Here is a 21,011-nt window from a genome sequence, read left to right on the forward strand (position 1 = left end):
TCTATGGCACGCATTATTGTTGTTACTTCGGGTAAAGGGGGCGTTGGCAAAACCACCTCCAGCGCGGCCATCGCTACAGGTTTGGCCCAGAAGGGAAAGAAAACTGTCGTTATTGATTTTGATATCGGCCTGCGTAACCTCGATCTGATTATGGGTTGTGAACGCCGCGTCGTTTATGACTTCGTCAACGTTATTCAGGGCGATGCGTCGTTAAATCAGGCGTTAATCAAAGATAAGCGTACCGAAAATCTCTTTATTCTTCCGGCCTCACAGACTCGCGATAAAGACGCGCTAACGCGTGAAGGCGTCGCGAAAGTTCTGGACGACCTGAAAACGATGGAATTCGACTTCATTGTCTGCGACTCTCCGGCGGGTATTGAAACCGGTGCGCTGATGGCCCTGTATTTTGCCGATGAAGCGATAATCACCACTAACCCGGAAGTTTCCTCTGTACGTGACTCTGACCGTATTCTGGGGATTCTGGCGTCGAAATCTCGTCGTGCGGAAAACGGTGAAGATCCGATTAAAGAGCATTTGTTGCTGACGCGCTACAACCCTGGCCGCGTAAATAAAGGTGACATGCTGAGCATGGAAGACGTACTGGAAATTCTGCGAATCAAGCTGGTTGGCGTGATTCCTGAAGATCAGTCAGTCCTGCGCGCGTCTAACCAGGGTGAGCCGGTTATTCTCGACATCAATGCTGATGCCGGTAAAGCCTATGCTGATACCGTAGACCGTCTGTTGGGAGAAGAACGTCCTTTCCGCTTCATTGAAGAAGAGAAGAAAGGTTTCCTCAAACGCCTGTTCGGAGGATAAGTTATGGCATTACTGGATTTTTTTCTCTCGCGGAAAAAGAGCACAGCGAACATCGCTAAAGAGCGACTGCAGATTATTGTTGCGGAACGCCGTCGTAGTGACGCCGAGCCACATTATTTACCGCAGTTGAGGAAAGATATTCTCGAGGTTATCTGCAAGTATGTACAAATTGATCCTGAAATGGTGACCGTACAGCTTGAGCAAAAAGACGGTGATATTTCTATCCTCGAACTTAACGTGACATTGCCTGAAGCCGAAGAATCTAAATAACGGCTTTACTCAGAGAGTCATCGTTACAAAAAAGGCAGATTATTCTGCCTTTTTTATTTTCTGTTTCTTACCAACCTGTTGCACTTTTATTCCAAAGTAAACTTTGGATAGTTTTCGGTAAAATAGCGGCGCAAATACTCGACCGTAATACGGATTTTTGCCGACGTCGCCAGCCGGGAAACATACACCGCCCAAATATTTGCTGGTTGATAATACTCGGGCAATATGTGTATCAGGTTTCCGCTGGCAATGTTGTCGCAAACGTCCCACCATGACCGCAGGGCTATTCCCTGCCCATCAAGGCACCACTGATGTACCACTTCGCCATGATTAGACGACAGAGGTCCCGTAACTTTAATCGAATGCGCGCCCTCTTTATTGCGCATTTGCCAGATACCAAACGGATGGTCGCGCTCTTTGATGACCAGACAAGGAAGAGTGGCAAGATCGTTGAGTTGCTTCGGCGTCCCATGCTGCGTCAAAAATTCCGGCGAGGCGCACAAAATACGGTAGTTAGTCGCCAGCTTGCGGGCAATCAGGTTCGGCGCGATATCATCCCCGATACGAATATCAAGATCGATGCCCTCATTCACCATATCCACCAGACGATCTTCCACATCGAACCTCAGTTCTAACTGCGGGTACTCTTTTGCCAGTGCCGACAGCGCCGGAGCGACCACCCGGCGGCCAAAACCAAAGCTACTAATAATACGTAGCATCCCCCGCGGGACCTGCCTGGCATCAGAAAGCTCGTCCATCATTTGATCGACATCCTGTAGGATCCGCTGCGCCCATTCGTAGATCCGCTCCCCCTCTTCCGTGATGGTTACGCGCCGCGTTGTTCGATGCAGCAGCACTACATTCAGCGTTTGCTCCAGCAGGGCAACGCGCTTACTGATAAAAGCCGGTGATACGCCCAGTTCCTCGGCAACAGCGGCAAATCCTGCACGACGGGCAACCAGCATAAAGACGCGTAAATCTTTTAGCAGCGGCAGATTATTCATGATCTGTGTTTTATGTTTCACCAGTTAGGGGGATTAACTATTAATCAGTCAATTATAGGATAAGGGGAAAGTCAATTTTGATGGCGCACAAGTGAGAGCTGCTATGAAGAAAACCTGGCGTATCGCCGCTATCCCCGGAGATGGCATTGGTAAAGAAGTCCTGCCTGAGGGCATTCATGTTTTGCAGGCAGCCGCCGAGCGTTGGGGGTTGTCGCTCAGCTTTGAGCAAATGGAATGGGCCAGCTGCGAATACTACGCCCATCACGGCAAAATGATGCCCGATGACTGGCATGAGCAGTTGCAATCCTTCGATGCTATCTATTTTGGCGCGGTTGGCTGGCCGGACACCGTGCCTGACCACATCTCATTATGGGGTTCGCTGCTTAAGTTTCGCCGCGAATTTGACCAGTACGTCAACCTGCGACCGGTGCGCCTGTTTCCGGGAGTTCCTTGCCCACTGGTTGGCAAGCAGCCTGGCGACATTGATTTCTACGTCGTACGCGAAAACACCGAGGGAGAATACTCTGCCCTCGGCGGACGCGTGAGCGAAGGTACTGAACACGAGATGGTGATCCAGGAGTCGGTCTTCACCCGCCGTGGCGTCGACCGAATTTTGCGTTTTGCCTTTGAACTGGCACAAAGTCGCCCACGCAAAACGTTGACTTCGGCGACCAAATCCAATGGGCTGGCCATCAGCATGCCCTACTGGGATGAACGCGTCGAAGCGATGGCGTCACACTATCCTGAGATCCGCTGGGATAAACAGCATATTGATATTCTGTGCGCCCGCTTTGTCATGCAGCCTGAGCGATTTGACGTCGTGGTTGCTTCCAACCTGTTTGGTGACATCCTCTCCGATCTCGGTCCAGCCTGTACCGGAACGATTGGCATTGCGCCTTCTGCCAACTTAAATCCGGAACGCACCTTCCCGTCCCTGTTCGAGCCGGTACACGGTTCGGCCCCGGATATCTACGGTCAGAATATCGCCAACCCTATAGCGACTATCTGGGCTGGAGCCATGATGCTCGACTTCCTTGGCAACGGTGATGCCAACTATAAAGCCGCCCACGACGGTATTCTGGCGGCAATTGAGCAGGTCATTGCCAGCGGCCCGAAAACGCCAGATATGAAAGGCTGCGCCACCACCCAACAGGTAGGTGAAGCCATTCGTCAGGCACTGTGTCGCTAACTCAAATCCGATTAAAAACGGGAGCGCCAGCTCCCGTTTTTTTAGGTTTTCTACTGTGGGTATTCCTGCAGGAGCGCGTTGAGTCGTTCTGCCATCAACTCGCCACGCCAACCGGAAATCAGTTCCGGCAGGGACTGCTGCGGCTTTAATTTCCAGTGCCAGTTGAGCAACTGGTTAATCTGACGACGCGAAGCAAGCAGCTCGACGCTAAGATTATGTTCCGCACTCACTTCAGTAACCAGCGTCTTAATGGCTTTGAACGCCTTGCGATAGCCTGGCATATCCATCAAATTCAGCAGCGGCTGCGGCAGCGACTCTTCCGGTAAGGCCTGTGCCTTCTCTACCAGGGAGATCAGCGTCTTGCCGTGGAAGCGAATTTCACTGCCGGAAAGTCCCAGACTATCCAGCTCACCCAGACTCCCTGGCATATAACGAGCGACCGACCACAGGTGTTCTTCACGCACCACAAAGTTCACCGCCAGATCGCGCTCACGAGCTTTACGCAGTCGCCAGTCGGCAAGCAGTTGCAGGCAGGCCAACTGACGGGTACGCAGTTGCCAGGCGTTGGTGATGTCGCGCCATGCGTCTTCAGGTGCCAGAACCTCCTGGCGACGCTGCTGCATTAAGCGACATTCGTCCAGTGCGGCTGGCAGCCAGCCGCTGGCTTCAGTTTCGACCATCAGTTTTGTGGTGATCGGTAATAGATACCAGACATCAGCCGCCGCGTACTCACACTGACGCTCGGTCAGCGGTCTGGCCAGCCAGTCGGTACGCGACTCGCTTTTGTCGAGCGCCACGCCCGTAAACTCTTCCACCATCGCGGCAAAGCCCCACGACAGCGGACGACCGCAAAAAGCAGCCAGAATTTGTGTATCAATCAACGGCTGCGGCAGTTCGCCAAAAGTGTTGAGAAACACTTCCAGATCTTCGCTACCTGCATGTAGGAATTTGGTGATGGCAGTATCACGCAGAATATCGCGCAGCGGCGACCAGTCGGTGATCCCCTGCGGATCAATCAGAGCAACGTGTTTGCCATCAAACAGCTGGATCAGCCCCAACTGCGGATAATAGGTACGCGTGCGAACAAATTCTGTATCCAGGGCTATCGCCGGAAATTCACGGACGGCTTCGCACAGCGTGGCCAACGCGTCGTCCGTGGTGATCATTTGATAATTCAAATCGTGCTCTCTTAGGTTTGCGCCAAAAAAAACGCCGGATTACCCGGCGTTTTCTGCTGGCTGACTTAACGCTCAGCCTTTATTGTCCACCTTGGCGCGCGCTTCGTCACGTAATTCTCGTCGCAAAATTTTACCGACGTTAGATTTCGGCAACTCATCGCGAAACTCCACCAGCTTCGGTACTTTATAGCCCGTCAGGTGACGACGACAGAAAGTGACCAGCGCTTCATCGGTTAACGAGGCGTCTTTCTTCACCACGAAAATTTTCACCGCTTCACCGCTGCTGCCGGACGGAACACCAACCGCAGCCACTTCGTGCACGCCAGGATGTTGCATAACCACGTCTTCAATTTCGTTCGGATAGACGTTAAAGCCGGACACGAGGATCATGTCCTTCTTACGATCGACAATACGCAGGAAGCCTTCATCATCCATCACTGCAATATCGCCGGTGTGCAGCCAGCCGTCTTTGACGATTTCGTCAGTGGCGTCTGGTCGCTGCCAGTAGCCCAGCATCACCTGCGGGCCTTTCACGCAGAGCTCCCCCGGTTCTCCCGGCGGCACTTCGTTGTCGTCGTCGTCCACCAGCTTGACCTCGGTGGAAGGCACCGGTAACCCGATACTGCCGCTGTGGTAGTCGATATCGTGAGGATTGACGCTTACCAACGGCGCGCACTCCGTCAGGCCGTAGCCTTCCAGCAGATACTGACCTGTCAGCTTCACCCAACGTTCAGCTACCGCCTGTTGAACCGGCATTCCGCCGCCTGCCGAGAGGTGGAGTGAAGAGAAATCCAGTTGCTGGAACTCTTTGTTATTCAGCAGCGCGTTAAACAGCGTATTGACGCCGGTCATCGCGGTAAATGGATACTTCGCCAGCTCTTTTACCAGCCCCGGAATATCACGCGGGTTAGTAATCAGCAGGTTTTGACCACCTAGCTCAATAAACAGCAGGCAGTTCATCGTTAGCGCAAAAATGTGATACAGCGGTAGGGCCGTTACCACCAGCTCTTTACCCGGATGCAGCAACGGGCCATAGGTGGCGTTAACCTGCTCCAGGTTAGCCAGCATGTTGCGGTGTGTAAGCATCGCGCCTTTCGCCACGCCGGTTGTCCCGCCAGTATATTGCAGGAACGCCAAATCTTCCGACACGACTTCGGGCTTCACATACTGCATGCGATAACCGTTTTGCAGCGCACTGCGAAACGAGATGGCATCCGGCAGGTGATATTTCGGCACCAGACGCTTGATATACTTGACGACGAAGTTAACCAGCGTCCCTTTGGCGGTGGACAGCTGATCGCCCATACGCGTCAGGATCACGTGTTGCACAGACGTTTTGTCGACTACTTTTTCCAGCGTGTGGGCAAAGTTAGATACGATGACAATCGCCGACGCGCCGCTATCGTTGAGCTGATGTTCCAGCTCGCGAGGCGTGTACAGCGGGTTTACGTTCACGACGATCATGCCGGCACGTAAAATCCCAAACAGTGCGACCGGATATTGCAGCAGATTCGGCATCATCAGCGCGACGCGATCGCCCTTTTTCAGCCCGAGCCCCTGTTGCAAATAAGCGGCAAACGCACGACTACGCTCTTCAAGCTTGCGGAAGGTCATCACCTCCCCCATGTTTACAAACGCGGGCTGATCGGCATACCGTCTTACTGAGTGTTCAAAGAGTTCCACCAGGGATTGATAACGGTCAGGATTGATCTCCGCAGGAACACCAGCGGGATAACGGTTAAGCCAAACCTTTTTCAATACATCACCTCTAAAATGCGTATTCGTCGTCATCACAACCCCAGGCAATAAACAAACTGTTAACATAATATTAACTCAGCGTACCAGTTTGTTTATTACGCAACGACAAGGTTGCGAAGCACGTCACTATTTATTTTTCTTATATCCACGTTAATGCAGAAACAGCGGACGGGCCGCTGTTTCTTTTACCAATAAAACAAAGAGTTACTCTGTTACTATGGTCTGAACCTGTGCCGGGCCGGGATTGTACCAGCCCCATCCACCATAGCCACCGTAAGGCCAGCCACGCGCACCGTAGAACCAGGGGTCGATAGGCTGAGGCGGCATGACAATCTGCTGAGTAATATGCCAGCGTTTATAACCGGTTACCTGCATCAGCATGAATTTATACGGCGTATTACCTATTTTTCCGTCCACCGTACCGCTAATCGGGCCGACGACGGTGACCAGTTGCCCGCGAAAGTCCACCGGGTCGAGGAAGCCATTTACATCAGCATATATACGCCCGCGAGAGGCTTCACCCAGCACTGGACGCGCACCGCTATCGAGCGGAACGGTGGCAATTTCCAGACGGGATTTTCCCTGCTGGTTCTGAATATCCACCACTTTGCCACCAAAACGCGCTTCCTGTCCGACATACAGCTGCGGCGCATTCATCACCCGCACCAGATCCTGCTGCGGCATCGGGCTCGAACCTTTAATCGCATCCGGGATGGTGACGCAGCCGCTAAGCATTAACGCCAAGGCCCCCGCCAACACACCTTTCAATAACTGCTTTTGCACCGCCATATTGCGACTCCCTTTTCTTAGCTTCTGCCCCGGCCTGTTCACAATACTGTGCACCGACGTCTATGAAAATTAACCGGGGATGTACTACTAAGATTCATTCTTTACCGGGAAGTTTCTTCCACGCCACGGTGTTACGTAAATAAACCGGTTCCGCGTGTTCGACCGCTACGGTCTTACCCGCAGCCAGCATTTGCGTGGCGACAGGCAGCATATCTTCAGCCGCAGGAAGCAGCACGTCACCATCGCTGAACGTCAGACCGCTGTCTTTACCAAGCTCAGGCCAGGCTGGCCATCCCGTCCCAACAGTTACCCACTCGCCAGAAAGCTGCAGTAAACGCTCATGTACCTGCTCGGGGGTTAACACCGCTTCGGTTTCTTCACCGTGCCAGTTGCCGTTGTCATCACGCTGGTATTCGGCCCAGTAGACTTCGCCCATTCGCGCATCAATCGCCGCCAGTACACGAGTCGCGCCCGACTTACGCCAGGCGCCCTGCGCCATGGTCGCCAGGGTGGAGACGCCGATCATCGGTAAGTTTGCGCCTAACGCCAGCCCCTGAGCAATGCCAATACCGATACGTACGCCGGTGAAACTGCCGGGACCGCGACCAAACGCCAGGGCGTCGATATCGGTTAACGTGAGATCGCCAGCGGCCAGGATTTCCTGAACCATCGGTAAAATTCGTTGGGTGTGTTCTCGTGGGCAAAGCTCAAAGTGAGCCTTGATAGTACCGTCATTCCACAGGGCAACAGAGCACGCCTCTGTGGCGGTATCGATAGCCAGAATTCGCATGGGTGTTTGTGATCAGATCAATAAATTTGGCGCGCATCTTACCACACTCCGTAACAAATTACTCAGTCGTTGGTATGGCAAGAAAGCGAACCGCGCGAGCTATGTCACGCGTCCGCGGCGCAGGAGGAAGACTCGCCAGGAAGGTGGCGCCGTATGGCCGCATAACCAGACGATTGTCGCAAATCACCAGCACGCCGCGATCGTCGGCATCACGTATCAGACGCCCTACCCCCTGCTTCAGGGTGATGACCGCATCCGGCAACTGGACGTCTTCAAACGGATCGCCGCCGCGCAGTCGACAATCCTCCATTCGGGCTTTTAACAGCGGGTCGTCCGGCGAGGTAAACGGAAGTTTGTCGATTATCACCAGCGACAGCGTATCACCGCGCACGTCCACGCCTTCCCAGAAGCTGCTGGTGGCAACCAGTAGCGCATTACCTGCGCTGACAAACTGCTGTAACAGTTGCCCTTTACTGGTTTCGCCCTGCAGCAGAACGGGAAGCGTCATGGTGGCGCGGAATTGTTCCGCCAGATCGCGCATCATCGCGTGCGAAGTGCACAGCATAAAGCAGCGACCGTTGTTCGCTTCAATAATAGGTCGCAGCATGGATGCTAACTGGCGCGCAGCCCCCGGCTGGTTGGTTTGCGGGAGATTACGCGGCACGCACAGCAGCGCCTGGCGCGTGTAATCAAATGGACTCGGCAATAACATCGACTCGGCATCTTCAATCCCCAACCTCGCGGTGAAATGATGAAGGTCATCGTTTACTGACAGCGTCGCGGAAGTAAAAATCCAGCAGCCCGGCTTTTGCTCCATCACTTCTTTGAATTTATCCGCCACAGTGAGCGGCGTCAGCGCGAGAGTGAAATGGCGAGAGGTGCATTCATACCAGTAGCTGAAGCCTGGCTGGTTGATCTCTTTCAGACGCTTCAGGCGCGCACGGTAAAGTGTGGCGCGTTCAAACGCGGCATCCAGCAATGCCGAACGCCCAAGAGACAGCTTCGCCACGTCATAACATAGCTCCAGCGTGTCATCGAGCAGCAAAAACGCGCGCTGTACGCGCTGGTCGACCAGCAGTTCCCGCAGGTTTCCGCGATAGCCCGGCTCACCAAGTTGCAAGCGGAAGTCCTGAGCGCTTTGTGCAAGGCGATCGGCGCACTTTTGCAACTGCTGAGTGTCTTTCAGCTCGGTGCGATAGGCAATGGTGATGTCTTTCGCCAGGTCTAACAGCTGGCGACTGGAGAGCGATTGACCAAAGTACTGGCTGGCGATATCCGGTAGCTGATGCGCTTCATCGAAGATCATTACATCAGCTTCCGGGATCAATTCGCCAAACCCGCTTTCTTTTACCACCATATCAGCGAGAAACAGATGGTGGTTAACCACGACAACATCTGCATCCATCGCTTTTTTACGCGCTTTCACGACAAAACACTCTTTATATAGCGGGCAGTCGCTGCCCAGACAGTTGTCATTAGTGCTGGTGACCAACGGCCAGGCCTGAGAGTCCTCCGCCACGCTGACGCAGGTGCTGATGTCCCCATCAAGGGTTTGATTTGACCAGGAGCGCAGCAGGATGACGTCGCTTAACGTTTGTACCGGCAAGTCACCACCCGCCAGCGCCTGCTGTTCGAGACGTTCAAGGCACAGATAGTTTGAACGCCCTTTCAGCAGCGCCAGTTTACCGGTGAACTTTAGTGCCTTAGCGACGGTCGGGAGATCGCGGCTGTATAGCTGATCCTGCAACGCCTTCGAGCCCGTGGAGACAATGACCTTCTTTCCGGCACGCAGCGCTGGGGCAAGATAAGCATAGGTTTTACCCGTCCCGGTTCCGGCTTCTACCACCAACGGTTGTGATTTTTCGATGGCATAACTGACGGCGATGGCCATCTGCCGCTGTGGTTCTCGCGGTTTAAAACCCGGTATTGCTTTAGCCAACTGACCGTCTGCTGCAAAATCGTCCGTCACACTGCCCCCTGTTCATTTGAACAGGGATTATGTCAGGCCAGCAGCTCTTTCGCCAGTTGAAGAGGTGACGTGGGCACAACATTATGGCAGTCTTGGCGCAACCCAAAGCCATTTGAAAACACGTAAATGAGGAATGATTTATGACGATTGTGCGCATTGATGCCGAAGCGCGTTGGTCCGACGTGGTTATCCACAACAACACGCTGTATTACACTGGCGTGCCGGAAAATCTGGATGCAGACGCTTTTGAGCAAACGGCAAATACGCTGGCGCAAATTGATGCGGTGCTGGAAAAACAAGGCAGCAACAAGTCACGTATTCTTGATGCCACCCTGTTTTTGGCAGACAAAAACGATTTTGCCGCCATGAACAAAGCCTGGGACGCGTGGGTTGTTGCGGGTCACGCGCCGGTACGTTGTACCGTTCAGGCCGGGTTGATGAACCCGAAATACAAAGTTGAGATTAAGATTATCGCTGCAGTTTAAGCGGCGTTATTCGTCCTCATCTTCAAAACGCGCCACGATCCGCTCGCCGGTATGACTGGCGCGTAACTCTTCAGCAACAAGAGCAATGGCTTGTCCGCTGCTCATCCCCTGCGACATCAGCTCCTGAATACGCTCTACCGCTTTTTGCTGCTGCTCATGACTGAGTGAAGGTAAACCTGCAAACATTGTTAACTCCTGCTAAATTGTCTGCGCTAATTATTTCATGCTACCGGGCAGTTAGCCAGTAGAGTAGCAACGAGTCAGGACTGATGAAGACGTTATCTCCCGCAGTAATCACATTACCCTGGCGTCAGGACGCCGCTGAACGCTATTTTTCGACATTAAGCCATCTGCCCTGGGCGATGCTGCTGCATTCGGGTCAAGCCGACCATCCGCATAACCGCTTTGATATTCTGGTGGCGGATCCCGTCACCACGCTTGTTACGCGAGCTACAGAGACCGTAGTGCAGGACGGGCACGCAACCTCGCGCTCGCTTGATGATCCCATGACGGTATTACATTCCGCACTAATCGCACACAAGATTCACCCCGAATATCACCCCGACCTGCCGTTTCAGGGCGGTGCGTTAGGTCTGTTTGGCTACGATCTTGGCCGACGCTTCGAATCTCTGCCCACTATTGCAGAGCGCGATATTACGCTACCGGATATGGCCGTTGGCATTTACGACTGGGCACTGATTGTCGATCACCAGTTGCAGACCGTATCGCTGCTCAGCCATACCGATGTCGAGGCTCGCCTGAAATGGCTCGACGCGCAACAACCGCCAACGCGTGAGCCGTTTACATTAACTTCGGCGTGGCAGTCTAATATGAGCCGTGCTCAGTACGGCGAAAAATTCCGCCAGGTGCAGGATTATCTGCACAGCGGAGACTGTTACCAGGTCAATCTTGCCCAGCGTTTTCAGGCGCATTACCAGGGCGATGAGTGGCAGGCATTTGTCACTCTCAATCACGCCAACCGCGCCCCGTTTAGTGCATTTATTCGTCTTGAGGAAGGTGCAATCCTCAGCCTTTCGCCGGAACGATTTATTCTGCTGGAAAACCAGCACATACAGACGCGTCCGATTAAAGGCACGCTACCGAGGCTTGGAGATACCGATGCCGATCGTGAGCAGGCCCGGCGACTGGCGAATTCGCCGAAGGATCGTGCGGAAAACCTGATGATCGTCGATTTGATGCGTAATGATATTGGCCGCGTTGCCGTACCGGGTTCGGTACAGGTTCCGGAGCTGTTTATCGTCGAACCGTTCCCTGCCGTTCATCATTTGGTCAGCACCATTACCGCACGTCTGCCAGAGTCATTATACGCCACCGATCTGCTACGCGCCGCCTTCCCCGGCGGCTCTATTACCGGCGCGCCGAAAGTGCGGGCGATGGAAATTATCGACGAACTGGAGCCGCAAAGACGTAACGCCTGGTGCGGCAGCATTGGTTATCTGAGCTTTTGCGGCAATATGGATACCAGCATTACCATTCGCACGCTGACAGCCACAAACGGACAAATTTATTGCTCCGCAGGCGGTGGTATTGTTGCAGACAGTCAGGAAGACGCTGAATATCAGGAAACATTTGATAAAGTGAATCGCATTTTGCACCAACTGGAGAATTGACACGTGGAATACAGCAGCCTGACGCTTGATGATTTTTTATCGCGCTTTCAACTCCTGCGCCCGCAGGTCAATCATGCCGCGTTAAACCAGCGCCAGGCCGCCGTACTGATCCCCGTCGTGCGTCGCCCACAGCCGGGGTTGCTGTTAACCCAGCGTTCCGTTCACCTGCGCAAGCACGCCGGACAGGTCGCATTCCCCGGTGGGGCGGTGGATAGCAGTGATGCCTCGTTAATTGCCGCCGCCCTTCGCGAAGCGCAGGAGGAGGTGGCGATCCCACCTTCATGCGTAGAAGTGATTGGCGTTCTGCCGCCTGTCGACAGCGTGACCGGTTTCCAGGTCACCCCTGTGGTAGGCATTATCCCGCCTAATCTGCCGTATCGCGCCAGTGAAGATGAAGTTTCCGCAGTGTTCGAAATGCCGCTGGCCCAGGCCCTGCATTTAGGTCGTTACCACCCGTTGGATATTTACCGTCGTGGCGATTCACATCGCGTATGGCTTTCCTGGTATGAGCAATATTTCGTCTGGGGAATGACTGCCGGAATAATTCGTGAGCTGGCGCTGCAAATTGGCGTCAAGCCCTGACTATACTTATCTTTACGCACACAATAGACAACTTGAAACTCAGGTCACAACATTAGTAAAACCGCGGTTATCTATTAGTTTAATTCATGTGAATAGTTAAGCCGATCGCCGCGTTCCCTCTTACACTATGCGCAGTTATAACATCGTTACTGGAAAGCCCAGTCGCCCTGTAGGAGTATTATCGTGATTAGTCTATTCGACATGTTTAAGGTGGGGATTGGTCCCTCATCTTCCCATACCGTAGGGCCTATGAAGGCGGGTAAACAGTTCGTCGATGACCTGGTCGAAAAAGGATTACTGGACAGCGTTACTCGTGTCGCCGTCGACGTGTATGGTTCACTGTCGCTCACGGGTAAAGGTCACCACACCGATATCGCCATTATTATGGGTCTGGCGGGCAATGAGCCTGCTACCGTGGATATTGATAGCATCCCAGGATTTATCCGCGACGTAGAAACGCGTGGACGCCTGCTGCTTGCGCAGGGTCAGCACGAAGTGGATTTCCCGCAGAATGACGGGATGCGTTTTCACAACGGCAACCTGCCGCTGCATGAAAACGGAATGCAGATCCATGCGTACAATGGCGAAACCGTCATTTATAGCAAAACCTACTACTCAATCGGCGGTGGATTCATCGTTGATGAAGAACATTTTGGTCAGGATGCCTCGGGCGAGGTCAGCGTGCCTTATCCGTTCAAATCCGCTACTGAAATGCTGGAATATTGCAACAGCACCGGCCTGTCTCTCTCTGGCATGGCAATGCAGAACGAACTTGCGCTGCACAGTAAAAAAGAGATTGAAGAGTATTTTGGCCACGTCTGGCAAACCATGCAGGCATGTATCGATCGTGGCATGAACACCGAAGGTGTGTTGCCGGGTCCGCTGCGCGTTCCTCGCCGAGCTTCAGCCCTGCGTCGTATGCTGGTTTCCAGCGATAAGCTGTCTAACGATCCAATGAACGTGATCGACTGGGTGAACATGTTTGCGTTGGCCGTTAACGAAGAAAACGCCGCGGGCGGTCGCGTAGTGACAGCGCCAACCAACGGTGCCTGCGGTATCGTGCCTGCGGTACTGGCCTATTACGATCATTTCATCGAGTCCGTTAGCCCGGATATCTATACCCGCTATTTCCTGGCGGCCGGTGCGATTGGCGCGTTGTACAAAATGAACGCCTCTATCTCTGGTGCAGAAGTAGGTTGTCAGGGTGAAGTGGGCGTAGCCTGCTCCATGGCTGCCGCGGGTCTGGCTGAACTGTTAGGCGCAAGCCCGGAGCAGGTGTGTGTTGCTGCTGAAATTGGCATGGAACATAACCTCGGGTTAACCTGCGATCCGGTTGCCGGTCAGGTACAGGTACCGTGCATTGAGCGTAACGCAATTGCCTCAGTGAAGGCGATCAACGCTGCGCGTATGGCAATGCGACGTACTAGCGCGCCGCGCGTCTCGCTGGATAAGGTCATTGAGACTATGTACGAAACGGGTAAAGACATGAACGCCAAATACCGCGAAACGTCACGCGGTGGCCTGGCGATCAAAGTTCAATGTGACTAATACTTAATTTTCGCCCATCTGCAACGGATGGGCGAATTTGCCCCCTCTCCCTCGTCTACTGTAATTTTCCCCACTACACTTGCTCTGTTGCTGTTGGCTTCTGTGACCAACGGCTTATCGGGCGGCCCGCATGCAAACAGCACAACGGATCATTAAAAATTATCGCCGGAATCGCTTAATCGTCTGCACAGTATGTGCACTACTGACGCTCATCCTCACATTAACTGTCCGATTTATTTCGGAGCGTAATTTAAATCACCGAAATATCGTCACCTTTGCCAACCATGCTGTAGAAGAACTGGATGACGTGCTTTTACCCTTGCAGACCGGACGGGATGTATTGCTGCCGTTGATTGGCCTCCCCTGCTCAGTGGCGCGTTTACCCTTAAGCAAACATGCCGCAAGGTTGCAAACGGTGCGTTCTATTAATCTGATTCAAAGCGGGATCCTCTATTGCTCCAGCATTTTTGGTTATCGTAATGTTCCCATTAGTCAACTGCAGCCCGAATTACCCAGCAGGGAACCGCAACTGTTGCTGTCTACCGACCATTCGTTGATTAAAGGCAGTCCGATTCTGACTCAGTGGTATCCGTCCTCTGCCGATGGTGAAGATGGCGTGCTGGAAATCGTCAATATTGACTTATTGTCGTCTATGTTACTTGAACCCCAGCCGCCGCAGATCACCGATGCCAGCTTAACCGTTGGTAATCGGCATCTACTGTATGATCAAGGTGTTGTCGATACTCTGCCTAAGCTAAATGATGAAAAACGCTACCAGCTTTCATCTCAACATTTCCCGTTTACCATTAGTGTCACCGGCCCCGGTCCCAGTGAGTTGGCGGTAAAACACCTGCCAACACAGCTGCCGCTGGCGGTGATCCTAAGTTTATTAGTGGGTTATCTGGCATGGCTGGCTACCGCCAGCAGAATGAGTTTCTCATGGGAGATTAATCTGGCCCTTGCTGCTCGGGAATTCGAACTATTTTGCCAGCCGCTGCTTAATGCGCAAACCCAGCAATGCATGGGCGTGGAAATCCTTTTACGCTGGAATAACCCACGCCAGGGTTGGATCTCTCCGGAAGTGTTTATTCCCATCGCTGAGAAGCACAACCTGATTGTACCGCTTACCCGCCATGTCATCGCAGAAACCATTCAGCAACGACACGTTTTCCCGATGAGCAGCCAGTTTCATATTGGGATTAATGTCGCCGCCAGCCATTTTCGTAATGGCACGTTGCTAAAAGATCTTAATCAGTACTGGTTCAGCCAGCACCCAATCCAGCAATTGGTTATCGAACTGACCGAACGCGATGCGTTACTGGATGTGGATTATCGGGTCGTACGCGAATTAAATCGGCTTGGCGTAAAACTGGCGATTGATGATTTCGGTACCGGCAATAGCTCGCTCTCCTGGCTGGAAAAGCTCCGCCCGGATGTGTTGAAGATCGATAAATCATTTACTTCGGCAATAGGAACAGACGCCGTGAACTCAACCGTCACAGACATCATTATCGCTTTGGGGAAAAAATTGAATATCGAACTGGTGGCGGAAGGCGTTGAAACACAGGCGCAAGCTCAGCATTTGCGCCGACACGGCGTACATTTATTGCAAGGTTTTCTGTATGCCAAGCCAATGCCGCTGCGCGATTTTCCAAAATGGCTGGCGGGCAGCACGCCGCCGCCCACCCGGCATAACGGGAGACACAGTATGCCCGTCATGCCGTTTCGCTAAACCCGGTTACTCGTCTTCGTCGTGAGCGGGTTGTTCTTTAACAATGCGAACCAAATCCACACGATAGTCATTCGCTTCGACAATCGTAATGCTCAGCGGTGCGACCTCGATAACATCACCTACACGAGGAATATGGCCGTTAGCCGCAATGACTAAACCTGCCACCGTAGCGATGTCTTCGTCTTCATTCACTAACGTATCCACGTCCAGCGCCTGTTGCAACGCATGCAGATCGGTACCGCCTTTGACCAACCAACCGCCTGCATCAGCTATAATTTCAGGCGTTTCATCGGCATCAGGGAATTCACCGGCGATGGCTTCTAATACATCCAGCGGCGTGACCAGACCCTGTACTACGCCAAACTCGTTTGTGACGATAACGAAGCTACCGCGGGCACGACGCAGAACGCCTAACAGATTGATCGGGTCCAGCGTTTCCGGAACAACAATAGCCGGAGAAGCAGAGGCAATCGCCGCCACATCCACACCGTCTTCCAGCGCCACCAGCAGCTCTTTAGCACGCACGATACCGATGATTTCATCCAGTTCACCACGACATACCGGGAACAGGCTATGAGGTGACGAAAGCAACTGCTCGCGAATTTCCTCCACGCTCAGGTCTGCATCAACCCAGCTAATCTCCCCACGAGGCGTCATAATGCCGCGTAATGAACGCGACGCCAAAGAGAGGACGCCGTTGATCATATAGCGTTCTTCTTCTACAAATGCGCCTTCCGGGACGGGAACCGGTACCGGATTGTCGGATTCCATCTGCACGCTGGCCTGACGTTTACCGCCCATCAGACGGAGAATCGCATCGGCAGTACGCGCACGCAATGGCAGCGTCGACTGGTGACGAATAAAGTTACGACGGGCAATCTGGTTAAACAGCTCAATGATGATTGAGAAACCAATCGCCGCATACAGATAGCCTTTCGGAATGTGGAAGCCAAACCCTTCGGCAACCAGACTCAGACCAATCATCAACAGGAAGCTCAGACACAGCACCACCACCGTCGGGTGTTGGTTCACAAATCGGGTCAACGGCTTAGAGGCCAACAGCATCACGGCCATGGCAATCACTACTGCCGCCATCATCACTGGCAGATGGTTGACCATACCGACCGCCGTAATCACAGCATCCAGCGAGAACACTGCATCGAGGATGACAATCTGCGTTACGACAACCCAAAAGCTCGCATACCCTTTCGTCTGCCCGGTATCATGTTCACGGTTTTCCAGCCGCTCATGCAGCTCTGTCGTAGCCTTGAACAAGAGGAAGATACCCCCCAGCAGCATAATCAGATCGCGCCCCGAGAACGCATAGTCCATTACCGTGAACAGCGGCTTTGTCAGCGTCACCATCCACGAAATCACGGACAACAGGCCCAGACGCATAATCAGTGCCAGTGACAAACCGATTAAACGCGCTTTATCTCGCTGTTTCGGCGGCAGCTTATCAGCCAGGATCGCAATGAAGACCAGGTTATCAATACCCAGAACAATTTCAAGAACGACAAGCGTGAGCAAACCCACCCAAATCTGCGGGTCCATTAATAATTCCATGACAAGCTCCTGCTTAAGGAATGACCAAACTGCGCGCTGAGGATCTCAGGCGTTAAAGCGATATGCAGAGAAAATTTGTGGCAAAAAGTGCCAATCTGACAGGCTTGATACGGCCTGAAGGTGAAATGACGTCGGTGACGATCCATATGGTGGGCTACTGCCCTATACTCCTGAGTAATTAAACAGATGCTAAACATAACAGAGAGAAGCGGTTTTTAGCAAAGATTTACCTTCCTTTGCAATAAGTTGTTTCGGAGATATTTTACCCTTCGAAATTTCTTTTAATCGGAAGTTAAATTACGGATCTTCATCACATAAAATATTTTTTTCGATATCTAAAATAATTCACGAAAATCATAGGTTTTTCTTTGTAACCCTTATCTGAATCGATTCGATTGCGGACGACGATTCAAATACATCTTCACGTTGATGTGTTAACGATAATAAAGGAGGTAGCAAGTGACCATTGCTATTGTAATAGGCACACATGGTTGGGCTGCAGAGCAGTTACTTAAGACGGCAGAAATGCTGTTAGGCGAGCAGGAAAATGTCGGCTGGATAGATTTCGTTCCAGGCGAAAATGCCGAAACGCTGATCGAAAAGTACAACGCTCAGTTGGCAAAACTCGATACCAGTAAAGGCGTGCTGTTTCTCGTTGACACATGGGGAGGCAGCCCGTTTAACGCTGCAAGCCGCATTGTCGTCGATAAAGAGCATTACGAAGTTATCGCCGGTGTGAACATTCCCATGCTGGTTGAAACCTTCATGGCGCGTGATGACAACCCAAGCTTTGATGAATTAGTGGCACTGGCCGTTGAAACTGGTAGCGAAGGCGTGAAAGCGCTGAAAGCCAAACCGGTTGAGAAAGCCGCTCCTGCCCCAGTAGCAGCACCCAAAGCAGCAGCTCCCGCCAAACCGATGGGTCCGAACGATTATATGCAGATCGGCCTGGCGCGTATTGATGACCGTTTAATCCATGGTCAGGTGGCAACTCGCTGGACCAAAGAAACCAACGTAACACGCATTATCGTCGTCAGTGATGAAGTTGCCGCCGATACCGTGCGTAAAACGCTGCTGACTCAGGTAGCACCTCCGGGTGTGACAGCGCATGTGGTTGATGTCGCGAAAATGATCCGCGTCTACAACAACCCTAAATATGCAGGTGAGCGTGTGATGCTGTTGTTCACCAACCCAACCGACGTAGAACGTATCGTTGAAGGTGGTGTGAAAATTACCTCCGTAAACATTGGCGGTATGGCTTTCCGTCAGGGTAAAACGCAGGTAAACAACGCAATTTCTGTCGATGACAAAGACATCGAAGCCTTCAAGAAACTCAACGAACGCGGTATTGAGCTTGAGGCACGTAAGGTTTCTACCGATCAGAAACTGAAAATGATGGATTTGATTGCCAAGGTGAAATAATTCCCTGGCATTTACTTAGTTTTCACACTTAAGTCTGTATAGCAATAGGAGAAGTACAATGGAGATTACCACTCTTCAGATTGTGCTGGTGTTCATCGTCGCATGTATCGCGGGTATGGAGTCGGTACTCGATGAATTTCAGTTCCACCGCCCGTTGGTGGCCTGTACGCTGATTGGTGCCGTTCTCGGGGACATGAAAACCGGTATTATCATCGGTGGTACCCTGGAAATGATCGCCCTGGGCTGGATGAACATCGGTGCTGCGGTTGCACCAGATGCGGCACTGGCCTCAATTATCTCTACCGTTCTGGTTATCGCAGGTCACCAAAGCATTGGTGCCGGTATCGCGCTGGCTATCCCACTGGCAGCCGCAGGCCAGGTACTGACCATTATCGTTCGTACTATCACCGTAGCATTCCAGCACGCAGCGGATAAGGCGGCCGAAAACGGTAACCTGACGGCACTCTCCTGGCTGCATGTATCCTCTCTGTTCCTGCAGGCTATGCGTATCGCTATCCCAGCGGTAATCGTAGCGATTTCTGTTGGTACCAGTGAAGTTCAGAGCATGCTTAACGCCATTCCGGAAGTCGTGACCGGCGGTCTGAACATCGCAGGCGGTATGATCGTGGTGGTTGGTTATGCGATGGTCATCAACATGATGCGCGCAGGCTACCTGATGCCATTCTTCTACCTCGGCTTCGTCACCGCGGCATTTACTAACTTCAACCTGGTTGCTCTGGGTGTGATTGGCGCAGTAATGGCGATCCTCTACATTCAGCTGAGCCCGAAATATAACCGCGTAGCCGGTGCACCTGCTGCGGCGGCTGGCAATAACGATCTCGATAACGAACTGGACTAGCAGGTGAGCGAAATGGTTGATATGACTAAAACTACCACCGAGAAAAAACTCACTCCGAGTGACATTCGTGGCGTGTTCATTCGTTCTAACCTGTTTCAGGGTTCATGGAACTTCGAACGTATGCAGGCGCTGGGTTTCTGTTTCTCCATGGTGCCGGCTATCCGCCGCTTGTACCCGGAAAACAACGACGCACGTAAGCAAGCGATTAAGCGTCATCTGGAATTCTTTAACACCCATCCGTACGTAGCGGCTCCAGTACTGGGCGTTACGCTGGCGATGGAAGAACAGCGTGCAAACGGCGCAGAGATTGACGATGGTGCCATCAACGGTATCAAAGTTGGTCTGATGGGTCCGCTGGCAGGCGTCGGCGACCCGATTTTCTGGGGTACCGTTCGCCCAGTATTCGCCGCGCTCGGCGCAGGTATCGCGATGAGCGGCAGCCTGCTGGGGCCATTGCTGTTCTTCGTTCTGTTTAACCTGGTTCGTCTGGCAACCCGTTATTACGGTGTGGCATATGGCTACCGTAAAGGTGTCGATATCGTTAAAGATATGGGCGGCGGCTTCCTGCAGAAACTGACTGAGGGGGCGTCAATCCTCGGCCTGTTTGTCATGGGGGCATTGGTTAACAAGTGGACGCACGTAAATATTCCACTGGTGGTTTCTACTATCACCGGTCAGGATGGTCAGACTCGTGTTACCACTGTGCAGACTATCCTTGACCAGCTGATGCCGGGTCTGGTTCCTCTGCTGCTGACATTCGCCTGTATGTGGCTGCTGCGTAAGAAAGTGAATCCGCTGTGGATCATCGTTGGCTTCTTCGTCATCGGTATCGCGGGCTACGCTGTCGGACTGCTCGGCCTGTAAAACTGTTGTACATCACCGGGGGCTTGCCCCCGGTTTTTCTATTTAGAGGGTTGAGGATTCATGACTATCACGGACCTGGTGCTGGTTCTATTTATCTTTTCGCTGCTGGCGTATGCCATTTACGATCAGTTCATCATGCCCCGCCGTAATGGCCCTACTCTGCTTACTGTCGCCCTGCTTCCCCGCAGCAGAGTCGACAGCGTTATCTTCCTTGGCCTGGTAGCTATTCTTATCTACAACAACATCACCAGCCACGGCGCGCAATTTACCACATGGTTATTATGTGCACTGGTATTGATGGGTTTGTATCTGTTCTGGATCCGTACGCCAAAAATCATCTTCAAGCAGAAAGGCTTTTTCTTCGCCAACGTCTGGATTGAATATAACCGCATTAAAGAGATGAATTTATCTGAAGACGGTGTATTGGTGATGCAATTAGAACATCGAAGATTGTTGATTCGTGTACGAAATATAGACGATCTTGAGAGAATATATAAACTATTAATTTCAAATCAATAGCTTACAAATATAGCCTGAACTATGTTTTTATATATCAGTG

Annotated in this window: 21 protein-coding genes; 12 read left to right on the forward strand and 9 right to left on the reverse strand. The window is 52.4% G+C overall.

All coding sequences use genetic code 11. From position 1 onward, the window contains the following. The first annotated feature begins 3 nt into the window (after nucleotides 1-3). Complete coding sequence (minD, locus tag SK34_RS01740) at nucleotides 4-816, forward strand: septum site-determining protein MinD (RefSeq protein WP_003020956.1); 813 nt, start codon at nucleotides 4-6, stop codon at nucleotides 814-816. Between the two features lie 3 nt (nucleotides 817-819). After that, on the forward strand, nucleotides 820-1,086 hold the full coding sequence (minE, locus tag SK34_RS01745) for a cell division topological specificity factor MinE (protein WP_001185666.1): 267 nt from the start codon (nucleotides 820-822) through the stop codon (nucleotides 1,084-1,086). An 86-nt stretch (nucleotides 1,087-1,172) separates the two neighbouring features. Here the strand turns inward: minE and SK34_RS01750 are convergent, their stop codons facing one another. Continuing rightward, nucleotides 1,173-2,090: a LysR family transcriptional regulator gene (locus tag SK34_RS01750; RefSeq protein WP_003020959.1), complete on the reverse strand. Its 918-nt coding sequence runs from the start codon at nucleotides 2,088-2,090 to the stop codon at nucleotides 1,173-1,175. A 103-nt stretch (nucleotides 2,091-2,193) separates the two neighbouring features. Between SK34_RS01750 and SK34_RS01755 the strand changes: the two genes are divergently transcribed. Next, nucleotides 2,194-3,279, forward strand: coding sequence for a tartrate dehydrogenase (locus SK34_RS01755; protein ID WP_032949464.1), 1,086 nt, complete (start codon nucleotides 2,194-2,196; stop codon nucleotides 3,277-3,279). 50 nt (nucleotides 3,280-3,329) lie between these two features. On the opposite strand, the gene rnd is transcribed toward SK34_RS01755, so the two are convergent. The 5 genes from rnd to SK34_RS01780 form a co-directional block, all read right to left on the reverse strand. Further along, nucleotides 3,330-4,445, reverse strand: a complete 1,116-nt coding sequence (gene rnd, locus SK34_RS01760) for a ribonuclease D (RefSeq protein ID WP_008322612.1) — start codon at nucleotides 4,443-4,445, stop codon at nucleotides 3,330-3,332. An 84-nt stretch (nucleotides 4,446-4,529) separates the two neighbouring features. After that, nucleotides 4,530-6,215 (reverse strand): long-chain-fatty-acid--CoA ligase FadD, encoded by a 1,686-nt coding sequence (gene fadD / locus SK34_RS01765; protein ID WP_141401078.1) that lies wholly within the window; start codon nucleotides 6,213-6,215, stop codon nucleotides 4,530-4,532. 204 nt (nucleotides 6,216-6,419) lie between these two features. Beyond that, entirely contained in the window at nucleotides 6,420-7,004 is a 585-nt protein-coding gene (locus tag SK34_RS01770; protein ID WP_003020975.1) for a Slp family lipoprotein, read from the reverse strand. A 94-nt stretch (nucleotides 7,005-7,098) separates the two neighbouring features. Next, complete coding sequence (gene tsaB / locus SK34_RS01775) at nucleotides 7,099-7,794, reverse strand: tRNA (adenosine(37)-N6)-threonylcarbamoyltransferase complex dimerization subunit type 1 TsaB (protein ID WP_046671124.1); 696 nt, start codon at nucleotides 7,792-7,794, stop codon at nucleotides 7,099-7,101. A 58-nt stretch (nucleotides 7,795-7,852) separates the two neighbouring features. After that, on the reverse strand, nucleotides 7,853-9,763 hold the full coding sequence (locus tag SK34_RS01780) for a DNA repair helicase YoaA (protein WP_048232217.1): 1,911 nt from the start codon (nucleotides 9,761-9,763) through the stop codon (nucleotides 7,853-7,855). Between the two features lie 140 nt (nucleotides 9,764-9,903). Between SK34_RS01780 and SK34_RS01785 the strand changes: the two genes are divergently transcribed. After that, nucleotides 9,904-10,248: a RidA family protein gene (locus SK34_RS01785; protein WP_003020984.1), complete on the forward strand. Its 345-nt coding sequence runs from the start codon at nucleotides 9,904-9,906 to the stop codon at nucleotides 10,246-10,248. A 6-nt stretch (nucleotides 10,249-10,254) separates the two neighbouring features. Here SK34_RS01785 and SK34_RS01790 read toward each other — a convergent pair whose 3' ends face one another. Then, nucleotides 10,255-10,434, reverse strand: coding sequence for a YoaH family protein (locus SK34_RS01790; RefSeq protein WP_003020986.1), 180 nt, complete (start codon nucleotides 10,432-10,434; stop codon nucleotides 10,255-10,257). A gap of 83 nt (nucleotides 10,435-10,517) precedes the next feature. Here SK34_RS01790 and pabB point away from each other — a divergent pair, with 83 nt between their 5' ends. The 4 genes from pabB (at nucleotide 10,518) to SK34_RS01810 (ending at nucleotide 15,741) form a co-directional block, all read left to right on the forward strand. Further along, the gene (pabB, locus tag SK34_RS01795) at nucleotides 10,518-11,879 is read left to right on the forward strand and encodes an aminodeoxychorismate synthase component 1 (protein WP_044700240.1); all 1,362 of its coding nucleotides are present in this window, start codon (nucleotides 10,518-10,520) and stop codon (nucleotides 11,877-11,879) included. A gap of 3 nt (nucleotides 11,880-11,882) precedes the next feature. Further along, nucleotides 11,883-12,461 carry a CoA pyrophosphatase gene (locus SK34_RS01800; protein WP_003020991.1) on the forward strand — a complete coding sequence of 193 codons (579 nt, stop codon included), beginning with the start codon at nucleotides 11,883-11,885 and terminating at the stop codon, nucleotides 12,459-12,461. 183 nt (nucleotides 12,462-12,644) lie between these two features. Further along, complete coding sequence (gene sdaA, locus SK34_RS01805) at nucleotides 12,645-14,009, forward strand: L-serine ammonia-lyase (protein WP_003020994.1); 1,365 nt, start codon at nucleotides 12,645-12,647, stop codon at nucleotides 14,007-14,009. A gap of 130 nt (nucleotides 14,010-14,139) precedes the next feature. Beyond that, the gene (locus tag SK34_RS01810; protein WP_048232219.1) at nucleotides 14,140-15,741 is read left to right on the forward strand and encodes an EAL domain-containing protein; all 1,602 of its coding nucleotides are present in this window, start codon (nucleotides 14,140-14,142) and stop codon (nucleotides 15,739-15,741) included. Nucleotides 15,742-15,747: 6 nt separating this feature from the next. Here the strand turns inward: SK34_RS01810 and yoaE are convergent, their stop codons facing one another. After that, nucleotides 15,748-17,307, reverse strand: coding sequence for a CNNM family cation transport protein YoaE (gene yoaE / locus SK34_RS01815; protein WP_003844070.1), 1,560 nt, complete (start codon nucleotides 17,305-17,307; stop codon nucleotides 15,748-15,750). Then, complete coding sequence (locus SK34_RS25145) at nucleotides 17,295-17,504, reverse strand: protein YoaL (protein WP_008785027.1); 210 nt, start codon at nucleotides 17,502-17,504, stop codon at nucleotides 17,295-17,297. Before SK34_RS25145 ends, yoaE begins: the two co-directional genes overlap by 13 nt. Nucleotides 17,505-17,766: 262 nt before the next feature. Here SK34_RS25145 and manX point away from each other — a divergent pair, with 262 nt between their 5' ends. From manX to SK34_RS01835, 4 genes are read left to right on the forward strand one after another with little or no spacing between them, the layout of a single operon-like run. Further along, complete coding sequence (gene manX, locus SK34_RS01820; protein WP_003841624.1) at nucleotides 17,767-18,729, forward strand: PTS mannose transporter subunit IIAB; 963 nt, start codon at nucleotides 17,767-17,769, stop codon at nucleotides 18,727-18,729. 58 nt (nucleotides 18,730-18,787) lie between these two features. Continuing rightward, nucleotides 18,788-19,588 carry a PTS mannose/fructose/sorbose transporter subunit IIC gene (locus tag SK34_RS01825; protein WP_003021004.1) on the forward strand — a complete coding sequence of 267 codons (801 nt, stop codon included), beginning with the start codon at nucleotides 18,788-18,790 and terminating at the stop codon, nucleotides 19,586-19,588. A 12-nt stretch (nucleotides 19,589-19,600) separates the two neighbouring features. Then, a complete protein-coding gene (locus tag SK34_RS01830) occupies nucleotides 19,601-20,452 on the forward strand; it encodes a PTS mannose transporter subunit IID (RefSeq protein WP_008322630.1) in 852 nt (283 codons plus the stop codon). A gap of 60 nt (nucleotides 20,453-20,512) precedes the next feature. Next, nucleotides 20,513-20,971, forward strand: coding sequence for a DUF986 family protein (locus SK34_RS01835; protein WP_003021010.1), 459 nt, complete (start codon nucleotides 20,513-20,515; stop codon nucleotides 20,969-20,971). Nucleotides 20,972-21,011 lie beyond the last annotated feature (40 nt).

The sequence above is a fragment of the Citrobacter sp. MGH104 genome, assembly GCF_001034485.1.
Lineage (GTDB): Bacteria > Pseudomonadota > Gammaproteobacteria > Enterobacterales > Enterobacteriaceae > Citrobacter > Citrobacter freundii.